Annotated in this window: 16 protein-coding genes; 4 read left to right on the forward strand and 12 right to left on the reverse strand. The window is 45.0% G+C overall.

The window, feature by feature from the left end; all coding sequences use genetic code 11:
* Positions 1–77 precede the first annotated feature (77 nt).
* The 5 genes from HQM11_09895 to HQM11_09915 form a co-directional block, all read right to left on the reverse strand.
* On the reverse strand, positions 78–530 hold the full coding sequence (locus HQM11_09895) for a very short patch repair endonuclease (GenBank protein ID MBF0351332.1): 453 nt from the start codon (positions 528–530) through the stop codon (positions 78–80).
* A gap of 17 nt (positions 531–547) precedes the next feature.
* Positions 548–1,597: a hypothetical protein gene (locus HQM11_09900; GenBank protein MBF0351333.1), complete on the reverse strand. Its 1,050-nt coding sequence runs from the start codon at positions 1,595–1,597 to the stop codon at positions 548–550.
* Position 1,598: 1 nt separating this feature from the next.
* Complete coding sequence (gene dcm / locus HQM11_09905) at positions 1,599–2,927, reverse strand: DNA (cytosine-5-)-methyltransferase (protein MBF0351334.1); 1,329 nt, start codon at positions 2,925–2,927, stop codon at positions 1,599–1,601.
* A 187-nt stretch (positions 2,928–3,114) separates the two neighbouring features.
* Complete coding sequence (locus HQM11_09910; GenBank protein ID MBF0351335.1) at positions 3,115–4,158, reverse strand: ABC transporter permease subunit; 1,044 nt, start codon at positions 4,156–4,158, stop codon at positions 3,115–3,117.
* A 260-nt stretch (positions 4,159–4,418) separates the two neighbouring features.
* Positions 4,419–5,447: an ABC transporter permease subunit gene (locus HQM11_09915; GenBank protein MBF0351336.1), complete on the reverse strand. Its 1,029-nt coding sequence runs from the start codon at positions 5,445–5,447 to the stop codon at positions 4,419–4,421.
* Between the two features lie 202 nt (positions 5,448–5,649).
* On the opposite strand from HQM11_09915, the gene HQM11_09920 reads away from it, so the two are divergent.
* Complete coding sequence (locus HQM11_09920; GenBank protein MBF0351337.1) at positions 5,650–7,497, forward strand: response regulator; 1,848 nt, start codon at positions 5,650–5,652, stop codon at positions 7,495–7,497.
* 74 nt (positions 7,498–7,571) lie between these two features.
* Here the strand turns inward: HQM11_09920 and HQM11_09925 are convergent, their stop codons facing one another.
* From HQM11_09925 to cysK, 7 genes are all read right to left on the reverse strand, one after another.
* Entirely contained in the window at positions 7,572–9,866 is a 2,295-nt protein-coding gene (locus HQM11_09925; GenBank protein ID MBF0351338.1) for a hypothetical protein, read from the reverse strand.
* Positions 9,863–10,867 (reverse strand): hypothetical protein, encoded by a 1,005-nt coding sequence (locus HQM11_09930; GenBank protein ID MBF0351339.1) that lies wholly within the window; start codon positions 10,865–10,867, stop codon positions 9,863–9,865. The genes HQM11_09925 and HQM11_09930 overlap by 4 nt, the downstream gene beginning before the upstream one ends.
* 31 nt (positions 10,868–10,898) lie before the next feature.
* Entirely contained in the window at positions 10,899–12,035 is a 1,137-nt protein-coding gene (locus HQM11_09935; GenBank protein ID MBF0351340.1) for a hypothetical protein, read from the reverse strand.
* A gap of 360 nt (positions 12,036–12,395) precedes the next feature.
* On the reverse strand, positions 12,396–14,660 hold the full coding sequence (gene clpA / locus HQM11_09940) for an ATP-dependent Clp protease ATP-binding subunit ClpA (GenBank protein ID MBF0351341.1): 2,265 nt from the start codon (positions 14,658–14,660) through the stop codon (positions 12,396–12,398).
* A gap of 12 nt (positions 14,661–14,672) precedes the next feature.
* Positions 14,673–14,981: an ATP-dependent Clp protease adapter ClpS gene (gene clpS, locus HQM11_09945; GenBank protein ID MBF0351342.1), complete on the reverse strand. Its 309-nt coding sequence runs from the start codon at positions 14,979–14,981 to the stop codon at positions 14,673–14,675.
* Between the two features lie 93 nt (positions 14,982–15,074).
* Complete coding sequence (locus HQM11_09950) at positions 15,075–16,055, reverse strand: serine acetyltransferase (GenBank protein ID MBF0351343.1); 981 nt, start codon at positions 16,053–16,055, stop codon at positions 15,075–15,077.
* Entirely contained in the window at positions 16,006–16,932 is a 927-nt protein-coding gene (cysK, locus tag HQM11_09955; protein MBF0351344.1) for a cysteine synthase A, read from the reverse strand. Before cysK ends, HQM11_09950 begins: the two co-directional genes overlap by 50 nt.
* A 133-nt stretch (positions 16,933–17,065) precedes the next feature.
* Here cysK and HQM11_09960 point away from each other — a divergent pair, with 133 nt between their 5' ends.
* From HQM11_09960 to HQM11_09970, 3 genes are read left to right on the forward strand one after another with little or no spacing between them, the layout of a single operon-like run.
* A complete protein-coding gene (locus HQM11_09960) occupies positions 17,066–17,314 on the forward strand; it encodes a hypothetical protein (protein MBF0351345.1) in 249 nt (82 codons plus the stop codon).
* 18 nt (positions 17,315–17,332) lie between these two features.
* Positions 17,333–18,001 carry an orotate phosphoribosyltransferase gene (pyrE, locus tag HQM11_09965; GenBank protein MBF0351346.1) on the forward strand — a complete coding sequence of 223 codons (669 nt, stop codon included), beginning with the start codon at positions 17,333–17,335 and terminating at the stop codon, positions 17,999–18,001.
* Positions 18,002–18,015: 14 nt separating this feature from the next.
* Positions 18,016–18,639, forward strand: a complete 624-nt coding sequence (locus HQM11_09970; protein ID MBF0351347.1) for a CoA pyrophosphatase — start codon at positions 18,016–18,018, stop codon at positions 18,637–18,639.
* The last annotated feature ends 182 nt before the right edge of the window (positions 18,640–18,821 follow it).

Raw genomic sequence — 18,821 nt, forward strand, 5'->3', positions numbered from 1 at the left:
ACGTTGAATTGAAAGTTTTCCGAGGCAAAACAGCGCCACCACGTGAAATCCGTTTTAAACGAGTTGTTCTATGATTTTTAGATTCCAAGACAGGCATCATAAACGATTTTCACTTTTTGAGCACATCTTTCAGGTGCCTCTTTAATTTCACTTTCCCAAAAACGTAAAATGATCCATCCTTCATTTTCGAGAATTCTATTTACTTTTTTATCTCTTTCAATATTCCGGATAATTTTTTGTTTCCAAAAATAATCGTAGTGCTCTAATTCGTCTTCTAAACTGTTCATTCTTCGAACAGCCCAGTTATGACCATGCCAAAAATCTCCATCACAAAAAACAGCGATTTTAATTCGTATAAAACAGAAATCCGGTTTCCCTGTAACTTTATAATGTTTTCGATAGCGCAATCCCAATTTCCACATCGCCTGACCAAGTAATCTTTCAGGTTTTGTGTTTTTTGATTTAACAGCGGACATGATACGGTAGGTCGTTGTCGCATCTCGAACTCGCACGTGACCATCCTGATTCATAATACATTTGTATGGAGTTAAAGAATAATTTCATTACTCCATCGAAGATCTTTATATCGCCATGGTTTATACAGTTTGCTTTCCGGGTTCCCACAAAATTTTCCATGTGACCATCTGATTTCAACTTTTATATCAATTTCAAATTGGTCATTGGATATTTTATCTTTAAATAAAAATCGCAATAATACTTCTGGTTGTCCAGCGTCTTTGGGCAACGCCTGAATATCAAGAAACTCATAGCTTTTGCTCCATTCGGAACTGGGATTCAAAATAATGGCAAATGGCTCTCCTTTATCAATTCCAGCTAAAATGTATCTCACTGCATTCACTCGAAAAAATTCATGAAATATCAGCTCAAATTTTTTCCTATAGTTTTTGCTATTTTTTAGCTCAAGGATTTTTCCGTTGAACAGTTCAGCGGATTTTATGCTAACTTTCTGGCAAAATGCTTTGTATGTGGCTAAAACTAATTTATTTTCAGTATCATGCAATATTTTGACATGCTGTCCAAATGACTTTCTTTTCGTTGTCGATTTTGTCATGCCGTAATATTCCTCTACAGTTTCACAACCTGTAAAATTTTTACCATCACAGGCTAGATAATAATCCTGCAATTCATTTGTCGCGGTATATAAAAACCAATCTTGACCTCGAACTCTATCAAATTCCGCAAGAGGTATTTTTATAAAAACTCTTTCAGGAGAGCCGTTTATCAAAATATTTGAGTTTTCTTTTATCGATATCCGCCAATTTGCGTTGATAATTTCCAGGTCCTTTGAGGCTTTTTCAACGGAACCAATAGATTCATTTCCTATCCAGGCTACTTTAAGATTGATGAACCCCTGGTTATTCATCCATTCCGCTATTTTTTGACCGGCCTTAAATAGTCCAAGAGCGTCTTCCCACTTCTTTTTGTTAGGCATCCTTTTTGCCATTTCTTCTAAAAATGTATTAGCGTCAGAATTTGACACGTTTGCTATTTTCATGAGGGATTCTTTGTTAAAATCACCATTGATTATTCCCAACCCTACTGTCAGTTCAGAAAATACTGTTTGATTTCTTGCCATATTAACATAGCTCAAATAACGATGGTTGCAGAGGTGCTGGTTCTGTAGAAAGAATATTGTCAAATATTTTATTTTGCTCTTGATAAAACAGTTTAGACCATAATTTTTCTATTCTTCTCGCAATGTGATACGCCAGGAAAGGCGGAACGGCGTTGCCAATCAATTTATAAGCTTCAGAGGCGCTAACAGAAGGAAACTCGTTATTGCCTTGAATGATAAATTCATACTCATCAGGAAAAGTTTGTAATCTGGCGCATTCACGAATTGTTAGCCTTCTTTCTTTTAGTCCTTGTTCCAATTCATCAAAATGTTTACCACCATGCTCGATATTTAATCTTCGATATTCAATGTTCCCATGATGTTCTGATCGTATTGTGGGACCTATACCATTCAGATTTACTTCTGTCTGGCCCTGGCAATGTTTGCCATACCACTTCGCTTTAGAATATTTTTTTTGTGAGAGATCATTTGATTCTTCAGGTTCCAATAGCCCGGAAAATGCGTCTTTGACCGTAACAAAAGATAGCATTTTTTTTTGTTTGTTCCGGGAATGTGTGGGTTGAGGATAAGGATCATATTCTTCAGGCACTTCCTTTTGCGTTAATGCGTCTAACGCCTCGGGCTTCAAGAGATCTTTTCTGAAACCGAAAAAAATGACTCTTTCTCTACTTTGCGGAACACCAAATTCAGCGGCATTTAAAACTCTCGCATTGACAACCAAATAACCATTATTACCTATAGATTTGAAATCATTTTCAATAATTTCCCTAGCGTCTGATAAACTTACTAATCCTTTGACGTTTTCAGCGATAAACATCTTGGGTCTGGTTAAATCTATGACTTCTCTCATCCACATATACAACATTCCCCTGTTTTCAAGGGTGGGGTCATCCATTTCATGTAATAATTCGCCGAAGTGACTTTTGTGAGAATTAAATCCTTTTCGTTTTCCAGCGACACTGAAATCCTGACAGGGGAATCCTCCTGTTACAACGTCTATGTCTTCAGGAAAACGAAATAGACCTCGTTTCGCATGTTTTACCAAATCCACAATACTCGCTAGGTGAAATGTTTTTTTAGCGAGTCCTAATTTACTAAAATGATTTTCCCACAAGACTTTCGCACCCAGACGAATGTCGTTTGAGAAAACGGTTCTAAATGTAGTGTCTGGAAGTTTTGTCCAGTTTGGTCTGGTATGAAATATTTCAAAATCATGGAGTAATTGATGATTCACACTTTTCTTCAGAACTTCAAATCCACCTTCGAAACCTAAATCCATTCCACCGCAACCTGAAAAAATGGAAAGCACACTCTTATCTTTATATCCCATATTCTATCCTCCTTTCCGAGTATCAGGAATTATCTCATAAAAAATATACAAAATTGTCAGGATGGAAGAAAGTCTGAAAATTATATTTCTGGAGCAGAAAGGATTGTTGAGGCATGGATTCCCCCCTGTGGCAGGAAACCATCTCTTTGATAACAGACGACGAGTCCACAGTTTCATGAATTCCTTTCTATTCAAAAATGGTGTGCATTTTAGGATCAAACGCTTCCCGGACCGCTTCACCGATGAAAGTGATGGTGACGAGCACAACCACCAGCGCGATGACTGTTGATGAGATGATCCAGGGGGCATGAAGATTATTGGTTCCCTGCTGCAGCAATTCGCCCCAGCTTGGAGTGGGTGCCGGCAAGCCGAAACCGAGATAATCCAACGCTGTCAAGGATGAAATCCCTCCAGCTACGGAAAACGGGACAAACGTGATGATGAGTGACAGACTGTTGGGCAGGATATGTTTTAAAATAATGCGAGTATTTCCAGCCCCCAGTGCTTTGGCCGCCAGCACATAAGTGCGTGCTTTTTCCTTGTAGGTGAGGGTGCGCATGTACCAGGTAAGCCCCATCCAGCCGAAGAATACGGATATCAGGACCAGCATGGTCAGGTTGGGAACAACCATGGAGGAAATGATCATGATCACATACAAGAATGGAATCGAGGACCAGATCTCGATCACTCGCTGAAAAATCAGATCAAACGCTCCGCCCCAGTATCCCATGAGGCAACCCACGGTGATGCCGATGGAAAAATTGATCACCAGCAACATGAGCGAAAACAGAATGCAAACCCGAAATCCATAGACCAGCCTTGCCAGCAGATCCCGTCCGATGCTGTCTGTTCCCAGATAATGCCGTGCCTCCAGCGAAGGAGGATGCGGCGGGAAATGGGTGGCATCCAGATCCGTCTCGAATGCGTTGTAAGGTGCTATTGGCAGAAGCACCCAGTTGCCAGCCTTTTCTTTCTCAAATTTCTTCTGCAATTCGCGATAGTTGGTTTCATAGGAATAATCCAGTCCGAACACGGTTCCCGGGATCATGTCTCCATAAGTCGGGAAATACCATTGTCCTGAATAATACACCATCAGCGCGCGGCTGTTGACCCACATTTCCGCGGAGAATGCCAGAAACATCATGATGCCAAAGATCCACAGCGAGTAATATCCGCGTCGAATCGATCTGAATCGTTTGAGCTGTCTAAGGGTGATGGGATTCCAGTTCATTTTTGCCTGCGGCAAAGGTTAAAAGGTTAAAGGTTAAAGGTTAAAGGTTAAAGGTTAAAGGTTGAAGGTTAAAGGTTAAAGGTTGAAGGTTGAAGGTTGAAGGTTAAAGGTTGAAGGTCAAAGGTTAAAGGTTGAAGGTCAAAGGTCAAAGGTCAAAGGTCAAAGGTTGAAGATATTCATTCAATGCGTTGCTGTACTTTTTCCCTTTTCCCTTTTCCCTTTTCCCTTTTCCCTTTTCCCTTGTGCCTTTTTCCTTTTGCCTATTCAAAAGAAACTCGAGGATCGACCAGGGCCACGCACAGGTCGGATAAGATATTACCCAGCAATCCAAGAATGGAAGAAATGACCAGCACTCCCAGAACAATCGGGTAGTCCCGTTCAACCAGTGAGTCAAATCCCAGCAGTCCCAAACCATCAATGTTGAATACTTTTTCAATCAGGAAAGAGCCTGTCAGAAACAGGGTGATGTTGTTACCAAAATGCGTGGCCAGCGGAATGATGCTGTTACGAAACGCATGACGAAACACAGCCTGACGGAAGGACAAACCTTTGGACAGGGCTGTGCGTACATAATCAGCGGCCAGATTGTCCATCAGCGTGTTTTTCATCAGAAACGTCATGGTCGCAAAACTGCCGACCAGATAAGCGATCAGCGGTAAAATGGAATGATGCAGTAGATCCCACACCTGACTCCAGAAAGGGAGATCCTCAAAATCATTGCTCATGAAACCGCCAAGTGGAAACCAGTCCCATTGTGCGGCCGGCCAGACAAACAACACGATGGCCACAATGAATCCGGGAAGGGCATACCCCACCAGCACGACAACGGATGTTGCGCTGTCCATCATGGTTTTATGCCGGATGGCCTTGAAAATTCCGAGGGGGATGCAGATCAGATACGTCAGCACCGTGGTGGCGAATCCGTAATAAATGGACACAGGCAATTTATCCCGGATGATATCCCACACCGGATCATAGTAGCGCGTGGAATAGCCCAGGTCGAGCACCATAATTTTCTTCAACCATTCCCAATAACTGACCAGCACGGGTTTGTCGAATCCGTAAAATTTTTTCAGTTCCTCAATCTGTGATGGTGACAAAGGCGATGTCTGGGCTGGAGTGTTGGCGGATCCGTGCGAGACATGGCCCATTTTCATCTGGCGTGCTTCTGCCAGAATTTTTTCGACAGGGCCACCTGGAACAAACCGGGTGATGATAAACACAAGGAGCGTGATTCCAAGGAAAGTGGGAATAATCAGCAACAAACGTCTGATGAAATAAGCTGTCAAAATGATACCTGAAACAGAGGCGAAGAGAATGCGAGGGATATGCTATCCATGTTTTTGACCACCATTCATTGAGGCATGAATGAGAAGATACAGAACCTTATTTGTCCCATAAAAATCAAGAAAAAACTTGTTGTGACAGGATGCGTGTGACATTTTCCGCACACATTCTTCATAGTGATGATTGGACAGCGGAGTATTTGTCATGAACATCCCATCCCCCGGCCAGATAACAATTTTTGAATGGAAGGATCACGTCTTTCAGGCATTTGATCTGCTACAGGAAGGCCTTGTGGTGGTTGCTCACGACCTTTCCATTATGTTTGTCAACCAATGGTTGCGGACAAGACTCCCCGCGTCATTGGGAAACCCCACGCATCTCATACAGATCCTCGATTCAAGGATTGCCACAGAATTACAGATGAGGATCTCAAACATTCTGAACAATCATGCCGCACAGTCGTTGGTTCCAGAATGGCCGAACGTGTTTATTCCACTTGAAGACACACGGTGCGCAGGCCAGATGATGCCTCAGAAAATGATGCTGACGGCTGTTGGAAGCCCCCCTGCTGACAACACCAATCAATGTTATGGAATCATCCAGATTTTTGATGTGTCTGATCTGGTATTGAAATGCATGGGGCAGGAGGATCAACTTGTTGAATTGAAACAAACCATTGCGGAAGCAGAAGAAGTTCGTCTTTCCCAACGCAGATATTTGGCCAGCATGGGCCATGAAATCAGAAATCCGCTGAATTCTATTCTGGGATTCAGCCAGATGCTGACAAAAAGTATGGACTCACTTCAAAATCCTCCGGAGTATGCCCGATTTATCCATAACATTGGACACGCATCCGAATCACTGAATGAAGTGCTGGATAATTTTTTTGATCTCATCCAGATGGATTCCGAAACAATGGAACTCCATGAAGAACGGATCGACTTAAAACAATTGCTACAGAACGTCTGTTACATTCAAAAAAAATTTGCGGCCATAAACAACAGTCCATTTTTCTGTGAACCCTCAGAAGACCTTCCCCGATATATTTTTGCTGATCGAGCCAAACTGTCTCATGTTTTGATCACATTAACTTCCCAAGCGATCATGATGAACAGCGCAGAAGGCATGGTTTCACTGGTCATTGAACCACACGAGACAATGCTCCGGTTAAGAGTGACCGTAACCAATAGTGGTCCTGTGAAAACCGGATCGCACAATTCTGATCAGAAGCAGACCGCCTTGAGGAAGGTGGCTAAACTGGTGCAGGCGATGGGGGGCAACTTCATTATTCCTGACCGGATGGGAAACGAACCTGAATTCATAGTCCAGATTCCTGTTCGGCGGGATGCCCTTCCAGATAGTCATGAAGGTGAAACCCTTCCAGCGTTTCTCAAGGAAAACCAGATTCTGGTTGCGGAAGACAATCTGATGAATCAGGAGTTGATCCATGCGATATTCGAATCGCTGGAACTGGATATTCATCTGATGACTACTGGTCAGGATCTTCTGGATCATCTGGTTTCTGCTCCTGCAACACTGAAACAACCGCATCTCATTTTGCTGGATATGCATCTGCCAGATATGACAGGAGTTGAAATCATACAAAAAATTCGAACTATTCCGGGAATGGAAGCGATTCCGATTGTGGTTTATTCAGGTGATGAACTGACTCGGTATCAACAGCAATTCAGTCAATTCGGGGTCCATGATTTTCTTCAGAAACCGCTGTTGGTGGACAATCTGGTTCCTGTGCTGAAGCGCTATCTGTTAAAATCTGAAAACCAGATCATTGCGGAAAATGCCACTCCGCATAAACTTTCACCGCAACAACTACAGCAATTGATAAATGAATGGAATACGCTTGCACAAATTCCCATGATCCAAACCGAAGCGCTGGTGGATCAACTGGATCTGCTCAAACGTCTTTATAAACAGATGAACATCACTCCGTTGCAGCCATTTCAGCCTCTCGAAGAAAGTCTATTTGAGGGAAATCAGACCAAAACAACCCACTGGATCAATCAGGAACTCAAGCACGGCTTTTTCATATGAACTCCACCGCCGCAAGCGCAATGTCATCAACTTAAGCCTTAAGTTGACGATATTGCGCCAGCGGTTCCTGGAAATCATCGGCATTGAGCGGTATCGGACCATTTCCCGATCGCACAGCAGGCTTGGCGAAAACTGACTTCACTATTTTCAACACGATCCTGACATCCAGCCAGCGCCAGGACATCCACCAGATTAAACTGGTTGATCAAACTGACCAGGCTACTGATCTCAGCCGGATAGGGCAATACTGACTTTGCCAGATACTGTGGCCCCAGTCCCGGGAAGAGCAGATTTTTGCCCGAGGGATTGCTGGAAGCGGCACTGAGCAAAACTCCACCCGCCCCTTCAACCGGCTGAATGATCCGCACCAAGGCTTCACGTCCTGAAATCACAGGGATACTGCTGTTATAAATCCAGCGTTTATTTTGTTGTTTGCTGCTGGTAAAGTTGCCCAACATCGTGATCAAGCCACCCACAGCATTCTTGTCAGGCAACTGACTCAGCAAGGTACTGATGTTTTTAGCGCCGGCCCCCTGATTGACACCCGAAGCAGGAGCCATCAGGCGTACCACCATTTGATGCCGGTCATTGGCGAACGGAATCGAAAAACCGCACTGCGTGTGTTTCTCAGCGTCACCCAGTTGATTCATCACAGCGGACAGTTTGGCCATGTCCGCATAATTCAGGGAGTTGAGCAACACCAGTAAATCATCAAGGGTGGCGTTGGCTTCAGAATCCGTTATCAGAATACCGTTCAAAAAGGCCGCCAGTTGGAATGAATTGGTGACATCATTGATCAATGGGGCCAACTTGCGCGCAATGTCAGAAATACCAGCAATCAGTTTGTAAAGTTCTGAGCCCTGATTTTGGCAAGTCTGCACGTTGATGGTGTAATCCAGCAAATTGACCAGTTTCCCTAATCCGGTCGCGGTCATCCGCTGGTCATAATAAACCGGAGACAGATATTGTAACGGAGACACGGATCCTGTCATGTTGTTGATCAAATCAGCGACTTTACTGATTTGAGTTTCGTCAAGTTTCAGGATCAATCCGGCAATTTGCTCTGTGGCATAAGTGGTATTCACCACATACACCAGATCCTGGATCCGGGTCACCTGAGAGAGGAGACTGGATAATTTCACCGAGGATTTGCCTTCGGTATTGTCCACGGACAACAGTCCCAGAAGTCGGGACAACTTCAGCGGATCGGCCTGTAGCACGCCAGCCAGTTTATCCATACTGCCAGTGTTCTCAATCAATTCCGCCAGCATACCCAGTGCCGCGTCCACTTCTGTGTCTGATGATTCGGAACTGATATGGCAAACCAAACTGATCAGATGCGCCAGCGAACCGGAATTCATCTGATCGAGCAAATAGACCATCTGTTTGATGTTTTGTGTTTTATTGATCAGCGTGGCGATTGTCTCCGGCCATTTTCCGGCTGAATCCTCACAATCACCCGGACTGTTTTCAGCGGAGGGACCTTCGATCACAGGAATAAGATGTGACAAATACAGGCTTTGTGCAAAATCATCAGTTTCCAGCAACATCCTTTTTCCGTTGATCAGCACCAGCAATTTTTCAGGAGGATCCACCAGATTGATCAGGGCTGTGAGATTTGCCAGCGACTGGTTCCCATTCCCGGTTGTTTTATTGGTTTGAGTCAAGGAGGTTTCAACGGCTTGAATCCAGGACACCAAGGAAACAATATCACGGGGATCCTGCGCATTGTTGATCACTGAAACAAGCTTCTCCAGTTGTCCGGAATAAACGACCAGATACGCGATTTTCTCGAGGTACTGTTCATCGGAAACGGCGGTGACTCTCGCAGTGGTTGAGTCAGAATCCAGCCCAACCTGATTCACCACAGAAATCAGACTTGAAACGTCATTCACCTGATTCATCAGGACAGAAACCTTGTCCAGATAAGGATAATCTTCCAGGGTACAATCGGTATAACGGTGGGTGAACGGAATATCAAACCGTCCATAGGGATTTTCCGCCGTAGGTCGGTTACAGCCCAACCGTTTGATGGAATACACCAGTTTCAGTGTTTTTTCCGCGCCTGTGTTCTGCAGGAAATGAATCAGTGTTTCCTGTGGAATATTGTCCAGCAAATACAGAATATGTTCGATGGGCAATCCCGGATTTTCAGGATCTGACGGACTGTTCAACAACACTTCAACTTCATGGGCACCCAATTCCCGAACAAGTGTTTCCACCAAACCATCATCAGCCTGCCGTTCAGTGACATTTTCTCCTTGTCCCACACTTTCACCCATATTCTTGAGCGATTGCGCGGAATCACATCCTGATACAATCAAGAACACGACCCAAATAATGCTTATCCATTGATAAATGTGTTTCATAGTCCCCTTATCGCATAAGTAAGCATGAAGAATGCTCCAGTTGATGAAAATGTGCTGTTTGTGCGGTTTTTTTGAAGACTTCGACCGAAGGATATGCCGTCAATGGTTTCGCGCCACAGACCTTTTCGCTGAAAAACCACAGGGGTTTCATGCTGAATGAAGCCTGTTTCGAAAGTCAACCACTGAGAACCGGAAAGAGGCATCTCTGCCCCTCCCAAAAATTGTGTGCCCGTGGACATGGCATCGATAAAAACTTCCTGAATACTGGCCTGTGAGTTATAAGTCTTTCCATCTTCAGCGACATAGGTGTCAGTCTTGAACGACCATTTCCGTTTACCGCTGGCAATACCCAGTCGCATTCCCAAACCGGCATAGGGAATCACGTCCCCTGAAAACCAGCCTGCTTCATGGAAATAATACAGATTGAAGGCCGGCACGACCATCAGGAAGGTTTCTTCAAGAGTGATCTTGCCCTGATAGGAAATCCCGGAATCCTCAGCCTCAGCCTGATTGCGATAATGGACCATGCCCTGGAAGAGCGTGTCCTTGCTGTGATAGGCGGGGTAGTATTGAATTTGTATTCCTGCCCGTAACCCGCGCAAGCCATTCAATGAGGAAATGTTGTTCAGCAGGGGCATCTGCTCAGGAGCGATTCCAGCGACATATTCCAGCGACACCAGCGACATCACTTTCGGAGTAGGTTGGAGTGAGGAGTCGACATTCCATGATTCCATACAGGAACTGGAGGACCCACAGGAATTTCTGCGAAAAATATCGTTGCCGAGTGTTTCTTCTTCACCCTTGATCCAACTTCCTGACTGGCTCATCGCATGAAATCCCGCACCCAGTTTCCATTCACTCATGTAAAACATGGATCTGGACTCCTCAGGTTCAGTTTGTCCATAAGCATTGTGAGTGAAGCTGATTCCAGCCATACAGCCCAATAGCATCCAGACACACAATTCTGTCAGTAGATAAGGCAATGGATTGACGTATCGCATTGGATTACTCTTGAAAAATGGTTGAAAAAAATCAGAAGACAACTCCCGCATGGATAAACAACCCCATCACTTCGAGTTTATTGATTTCCTGAGATTCAAAACGCCGTTTTGCCACACTCACTGAACTCAACGGAAACGTAACATCCAGTTGATCATTGCCCAGATACACGGTTCCTGATCCATCCACATCCCGAATCAGGGAAACCCAGCCATAATTCAAACCGGCACGCACTTCCACAGCGCCCATCCGCATCCCGCCATAAAGCCTGCCGATCGGCCCCGGTTGGTTGATCGCCGAGGAAAATGCTGAAATCTCAATAGCTCGTTTTTCCAGGACTGAATCCTGCCGTTCCAACTGGATTTGCAGATCCTGAATCAGGGTTAAAATCAGAAATCCTGCACCACCACCAACAAACATCCTGCCCCAACTTCCTTCGCTCAACGTGTAGTCGTAATAAATGGATGGTGTTAAAATCCAGATGTTCTCATTCATTACAACCCGTAACCGGTAAAGTCCTTCGCCTGTTCCCGCATTGACAAAACCCAGGTCAGCCATTGGACAGGATCCGTCACAGGTGGATTCACGCATAATAGCTCTGGTGTTCAAATTGATGGTATTGAGTGAGATCAAACCCAGGATTCCGACATCCAGTTCAATCTGGTGCTGTCCCCATTGGTGGCTCAAACCCAGGTTCACTGTTGGTAAAAAATCGGTGTCGGTGCGGGCCATTTTTTCATCAGGAAACAGTTTGAGGCTTGTGTGGTAATGCAAAATATCAAGATTCACTTCTTTTCCAGCGGCAAAGCCTTCGATCTGCCCGATCACAGCGTCCATTTCCGGCCCAAGTCCCATGGTGTAAATGGAACTGAAACCCAGTTTGAAATGCCAGTCACTGGATGACAATTCCCGGACAGGAACATGATCAGAAATAGTTTTCGGTGTGAAAGTCTCTGGTTGCGCCACAGATTCCTGTGAGTCCCCGGAGTTGTCATCACTGGTCGGCAAGGAAACGTTGTTTGTACAGACATTATTGATTTCCTGGACTGAAAACCCTTTTTCCCGCATCAGCATGATTTCGTTCTCACCGCATTCTTTGGAATAGGTTGCCGAAGAGAAGAATCCCAGATACAAAAAGCATAGTCCCAAACATGATATGATTCGTTTCATGGGAGCCTGTAAGGATTGGTGGTTCATATATAAAACATACAGTAGTACACTTGTACTATTATTTGTTTTACAGGCTACATTGTTTTATTTGAGGAACAAGAAAGGTGTTGTGAAAGGGAATAAATAATTCAATAAAATGTATTATTTCAAAAATTTAGAATGAGTACCGCGTCAATGGAATGTATGAGTGGTCTTGAGGGGAAGGCTGGAATCTGAAGAACGCTTGAAGAATGCAGTGGAATGTTGGAGAGGTCGTTGGCTGGAGTAGCCATTCAATTGCGTTACCGCATGGCTACTTCCAGTTTTTTATCCACGGTTACTGTGGCGATTTTTGGGTTTTCTTCACAAAAGCGTGATTGATTATGTCTGCGGTAAAATATAATGAAACACCAATTGATCCTTTTCCAGAACAATCCGTACTTCACCACCGTGCTGCAATTGGCCAAACAGTATTTCATCAGCAAGTGTTGTCTCAATTTCTTTCTGAATCAAACGATACATCGGACGGGCGCCCAATGCGGGGTCATATCCTTTTTTTGCCAGCCAGAGTCTTACCTCTTCAGACAGCGTGATCACAATCTTCTTGTCCTGAAGCCGTTGTTCCATGGCAATGATGAACTTGTCTACAATTTGTTCCACAATGATTTCAGACAACGCATGGAAGGAAATAATACCATCCAGGCGATTGCGGAATTCAGGACTGAACGATTTTTCCAGGGCCTGCCGTGATGGTCCCTTAGGCATGTTGCTGCCAAAACCAATGGCGGCGGCGTTCATTTCACGGGCACCCACATTAGAAGACATGACCAGAATCACATTGCGGAAATCCGCCTGACGTCCGTTGCTGTCTGTCAGGGTCGCATGATCCATGACCTGCAACAGGATATTGAACACATCAGGATGCGCCTTTTCAATTTCATCTAGCAACAGCACACAATGCGGATATTTCCGGATCGCGTCAGTGAGCAAGCCACCCTGATCATAACCGACATATCCCGGAGGCGCTCCGATCAAACGGGCCACCGTATGTTTTTCCATGTATTCGCTCATGTCAAAACGCTCAAAATGGATGCCCATCACAAACGCCAGTTGTTTGGCCAACTCTGTTTTTCCAACTCCAGTTGGGCCCATGAACAGAAAAGAGCCAATCGGCTTGTCAGGTTGACGGAGTCCGGCACGGGATCGTTTGATGGCTTGGGACACCATCTGAATGGCTTCATCCTGACCAAACACATGAGCTTTCAGTTCTGTTTCCAGTTCTCTCAGTTTTTCACGTTCATCCAGATTGACCCGCTGAATGGGGATTCTGGCAATGCTGGCCACCACCTTTTCAATATCCTGAGCGGTCACTGTTTTACGTTTTGCCTTGGATTTGAGTTTGATGGCGGCACCGGCTTCATCAATCACATCAATCGCCTTGTCTGGAAGAAAACGGTCATTGATGTATTTTGCGGAAAGCTCAACAGCCGCATGAATCGCCCCCGGGGTGTAGCGCAGGGCATGGTGCTCTTCATAGCGGGATTTCAGACCTTGCAGAATCAGAATGGTTTCCAGAATGGACGGTTCATGGATGTCAATTTTCTGAAAACGTCGGGAAAGCGCTCTGTCTTTTTCAAAGATTTTTTTATATTCCTCATGCGTAGTCGACCCGATACAACGGATTTCGCCCTTGGCCAGAACCGGCTTCAGCAGATTGGAGACATCCATTGAACCACCACTGGTCGCACCCGCGCCAATGATGGTATGGATTTCATCAATAAACAGAATCGAGTGCGGCTTTTTTTCGAGGGCTTTCAAAACCGCCTTGATGCGCTGTTCAAAGTCACCACGAAATTTGGTGCCAGCCAGCAATGCGCCCATATCGAGTGTGAATATTTCCGATTGGGCCAGCAGTTCCGGAACCTGGCTCTGGTGAATTTTTAACGCCAGACCTTCGGCAATCGCGGTTTTTCCCACGCCGGGATCACCCACATAAATCGGATTATTTTTCCGTCGACGGCATAAAATCTGGATGGTTCGTTCCAATTCATGCTCCCGGCCTATCAGTGGATCAATCCGGTTTTCTTTCGCCTGTTGAGCAAGATTGACAGTGTACAGTTTCAGTGGATCATGTTCTTTTTTGGGAGATGAGGTCGGTGCTTCTTCCGCGTCATCGTCTGTGTCTTCCTTGTTGTTGAAGTTTTCTTCCTCAACAGAGGCCACCTTGGCCACACCATGAGAAATATAGTTGACCAGATCATAACGGGTGATGCCTTCTTTTTGGAGAAAATAGGACGCATGCGATTGTGATTCACGGTGAATGGCAACAATCACATCGCCCACATCCGCGGAGGTCTTGCCGGCACTGTTCACGTGCATGATAGCCAGATGAAGCACCCGCTGAACGGCTCGTGTCTGTTGCGGGTTCACTTCCCGATTCACAGTACTGAGATGCCGTTCAAAAAATTCTTCAATATCTTTTTTGATATTGAGAATATTTCCGCCGCATTGCTTGATGATATCGGCACCGACATCATTATGAATCAACACATATAAAATATGCTCCACACATAAATATTCATGCCTGCGATTTTTTGCTTCGCGTTGTGCGGACATGAGACAGATCTCTAATTCCCTGGTAAACATTCGGCCTCCTCGTTATACCTCATCCATGCTTGCTTTTAAGGGAAACTCATGCTGTTTCGCAAGATCATGGACATCTTCCACCTTGGTTTCCGCGATTTCAAAAGGATAAATACCGCACACACCAAATCCCCGGTGATGAACTTCCAGCATGATTTGAGTCGCTTCCGCACTGTTTTTATGAAAAACAGACTCCAGCACAAGCACCACGAATTCCATTGTGGTGTAATCATCATTATGCAACAGAACTTTGTACATTGACGGTGGACGTAACTGTTGCCGGGTTTTACTGCCAACTTCTTCTTCAGTGCGAAAATTGCTCATGACACTCACAATATCTGTTTTTTTGAAAGACTTGTCCGCAAAACACTGCTGAACAAAGCCTGAATAAATTATGTCCAAAAATTTAGAATTAAGTCAATTGTCAAATGAAACGGATTTCTGCGTCGTCCATTGAGTATCCATATAGATTTTACTGCCAGAGGGAACACTGCGGGTGATCCACACGTTTCCACCGATCACAGAATCACGGCCAATCACTGTTTCTCCACCTAAAATAGTGGCACCTGCATAAATCACCACATTGTCTTCAATGGTTGGATGTCGTTTGACCTGATTGTAGTGGGCATGTTTTTTATCCGGACTCAGCGCACCCAGCGTGACGCCCTGATAGATACGGATATGGTCACCCAGAATCGAAGTTTCGCCGATGACCACACCGGTTCCATGATCAATCATGGTGCCACGTCCAAGTTTTGCGCCGGGATGAATATCAATCCCTGTTTGGGAATGGACATATTCACTCATGATGCGGGGCAGAATGGGGATATTTCTGTTGTAGAAAAAATGAGCGGTCCTGTGAATGCTGAGTGCCATCATTCCCGGGTAGGCAATCACAATTTCCTTTTTATTTTTTGCGGCGGGATCTCCACGGAAAATGGCATCCACATCGTCAGAAAGAATTTCCCGGATCTCAGGAATATACTCTATAAACTCAAACGCAATCGTTTCAATACGTTCCTTGATCAGAGATTCCTCAGCCTGTTCGCCTCGCTGAACAGCTTCCCAGAGCAACACCTGCCTAATGTAGGATTTCAACCGATGGTGAATGGAAAGGGTTTTTTGACCGATCACATAAGGCAAATCCAGTGGGTCCAGACATTCCTGCCGAATCAACCCCGGAAAGAACAAGACCTGTATATCATCGGCCAGACGTTGAATACTGTCTTTGGCAGGCAGGCATATTTCATCAATTTGCGCGATTTCAGAATGTTTCTGATAGGATTTAATAATATCAGCTAAGGCTTTTTGAAAACGAATTTCATTACTCACACATTCTCCAGAAAAATTAATACCCTCTTTTAAACAGAGCGGTAGACATATAGGTTCCCGCACCATCAGGCAGGATTGCCAGAATATTTTTGCCGGGTCCGGCTTTCAGAGCACACTGCATTGCGGCCCAGGTACAGGCTCCAGCAGAGATTCCAACCAGCAATCCTTCACGTGCCCCCAGATCTCTGGCGGTTTGAAAGGCATCCTGGTCTTTGACAGAAATAATTTCATCCACCACGTCCGGATTGTAATTGTCAGGAATAAAACCCGCGCCAATGCCCTGAATTCCATGCAACCCTCGAGGTTTCCCCTGGATAACCGAAGAGTTTTCAGGCTCTACCGCAATGACTTTAAGGCCAGGGAACTGTTGTTTAAGAATTTTACCGGATCCGCTGATGGTTCCGCCTGTGCCAACACCGGCCACAAAATAATCGAGTCCAAGATCCTTGAAATCCTCAACAATCTCAAGGGCTGTTGTCTGTTCATGCACTGCGGGATTCGCCGGATTGCTGAATTGATAGATCATGTAATATCCATGTTCGTCACGCAATTGCGTCGCCATATCAATAGAGCCCTTCATGCCCAATTCGCCCGGAGTCAGAACGATTTGTGCGCCAAGATATTCCAGAAGTGCCCTGCGTTCAAAGCTCATGGTGTCTGGCATGGTCAATATCATCTTGTAGCCTCTGACGGTCGCCACCATCGCCAGACCAATTCCGGTATTGCCCGATGTCGGTTCCACAATCGTAGCACCCGGTTTCAGCAACCCTTTCTTTTCGGCATCCAGAATCATGCCCCAGGCGATCCTGTCCTTGACGCTTCCACCCGGATTGTTTTTTTCAAGTTTGCCATACACGGTCGCGCCTTGCGGAGCAGGAAGATGATTCAGTCTCACGACCGGGGTATGACCAATGAGTTCCAGTACATCATTATAAATTGCCACAGGACTCCTTCAGGAAAGGGTTTGATTGAATTAGAGTTTTGGGTTGATTTTCATAAAAATTTTCGCCAAGTTATCAACTTTAAGGAAATAAAAACTGGATATTCCTCAATTTGACTTTTAATCAGGGGGTAAAATGTGGGTTCAATTATACGGACAATCAATCAACATGAATAATGTCAGTCGCTTCTGGCTGGAACAGGAGCAATCAGATGACAACTCTATTATACCTACCTTGAAAATTCAACTCACTAATCATGGTCCACATGAATGGATCGAGTTTGAAATCCATGCGACAGGAAACTCGGATATTGGCAGTCTGGAACTTGCGAAAACCGTTCTTCATGAATTGCGGACCATCCTGGACCAACAAATTTTACTTTAATATTGAAAGACGATTTTTATGAAAGAATACAAACAGGAATTTATTGAATTTATTGTCCAGGTCAAAGCCTTGCAATTTGGCAGTTTTACCCTGAAAAGCGGCAGAACATCCCCTTATTTTTTCAATTCATCCCTGTTCAACTCTGGTGGTTTGATCAGTCGTCTGGGTTATTTTTATGCGGCGGCCATCCATCAGGAATTCCCCGAAGCAACCCTGATCTATGGCCCCGCGTATAAAGGTATTCCGCTGTGTGTGGCCGCCGCCATGGAGTTTTCCAGAAATTTTGGCGAAATTGGCTATGTGTTCAACCGTAAAGAAGCTAAAACGCATGGCGACAAAGGACTTCTGGTCGGGCAAATCCCGATCCCTGCTGACATCATGGTCATGGTGGATGATGTGATCACCGATGGTGCCACAAAAAAAGAAGCGGTGGCTCTCCTTCAGGAATTGACACCGGCCCGGTTTGCCGGAGTTCTTGTGTCACTGGACAGAAGGGAAACCAATACGGAAGGAAAAAATACGGTCAGAGCCTTCGAGGAAAGCACTGGTATTGCGGTTCGATCCATTGTGAACATTGATGAAGTTTGTGAATATCTCTGTGAACGCGATATTGGCGGTAATGTTTACATGACCCGGGAAACACTGCGCCAGATTCAGGAATACCGCAAACAGTTTGGCGAGCAATGACAATGGCTGTTTCCATGCTCACTCAACTGGAACAGCAACTTGCCCGCTTTCACCCTCCTCATAATCCCAATATCAAAAAACGCGCTTCGGTTCTGATTCTTCTGCTGGAACGCGACGATTCCCTGAATTTTCTGCTCACACGTCGTTCAGACCAACTGCGTTCACATTCAGGTCAGGTGTCTTTTCCCGGCGGAAAACAGGATCATGAGGATTCCGGTCCCTTGGAAACCGCCCTGCGTGAAACCCATGAAGAACTGGGTATTGTTCCTGAAACCGTCCGGATCATCGGCCAGATTGATCAGATCATTTCCAGGCACCTCTACCTCGTAACGCCCTTTGTCGGTATCATTCAGAACGATTTGCAGATCATTCCCAACCCTGATGAAATTGAAAGCGTGTTTGAAGTTCCAGTCCATTTTTTTATGGAATCGGAACACCACACCGCAGAAATCCGGAATGATTTTCAGCGTCCTTTTATTTCTCATCATTACCATTATGCTGACTATGACATCTGGGGAATGACCGCCATGCTGATCTTGCGGTTGCTGGAAATCGGCTGGAGTTATGTGCCCGATTATCCTGTTTATCATCCGGAGGCCCCCACATGGATGGAACTTTCACAGAATTTTTCCGGGTGATCGTTACTCTTCAGGGTAAAACCAGGTGGAAATGAAACTTTCGATGTAAGCGTTCAGCTTTCAGTGTTTATGCGCTTCAGAAATAACTCAATAGCAGAAAATATCGTTTGGCTTCCAGGCCTTGAGAATTCCTGAAAACTAATAACTGACGGCTGAACGCTTACTTTCGATAAGGATCGTTC

The organism is SAR324 cluster bacterium (genome assembly GCA_015232315.1).
In the GTDB taxonomy this organism is placed as follows: Bacteria; SAR324; SAR324; order SAR324; family NAC60-12; genus JADFZZ01.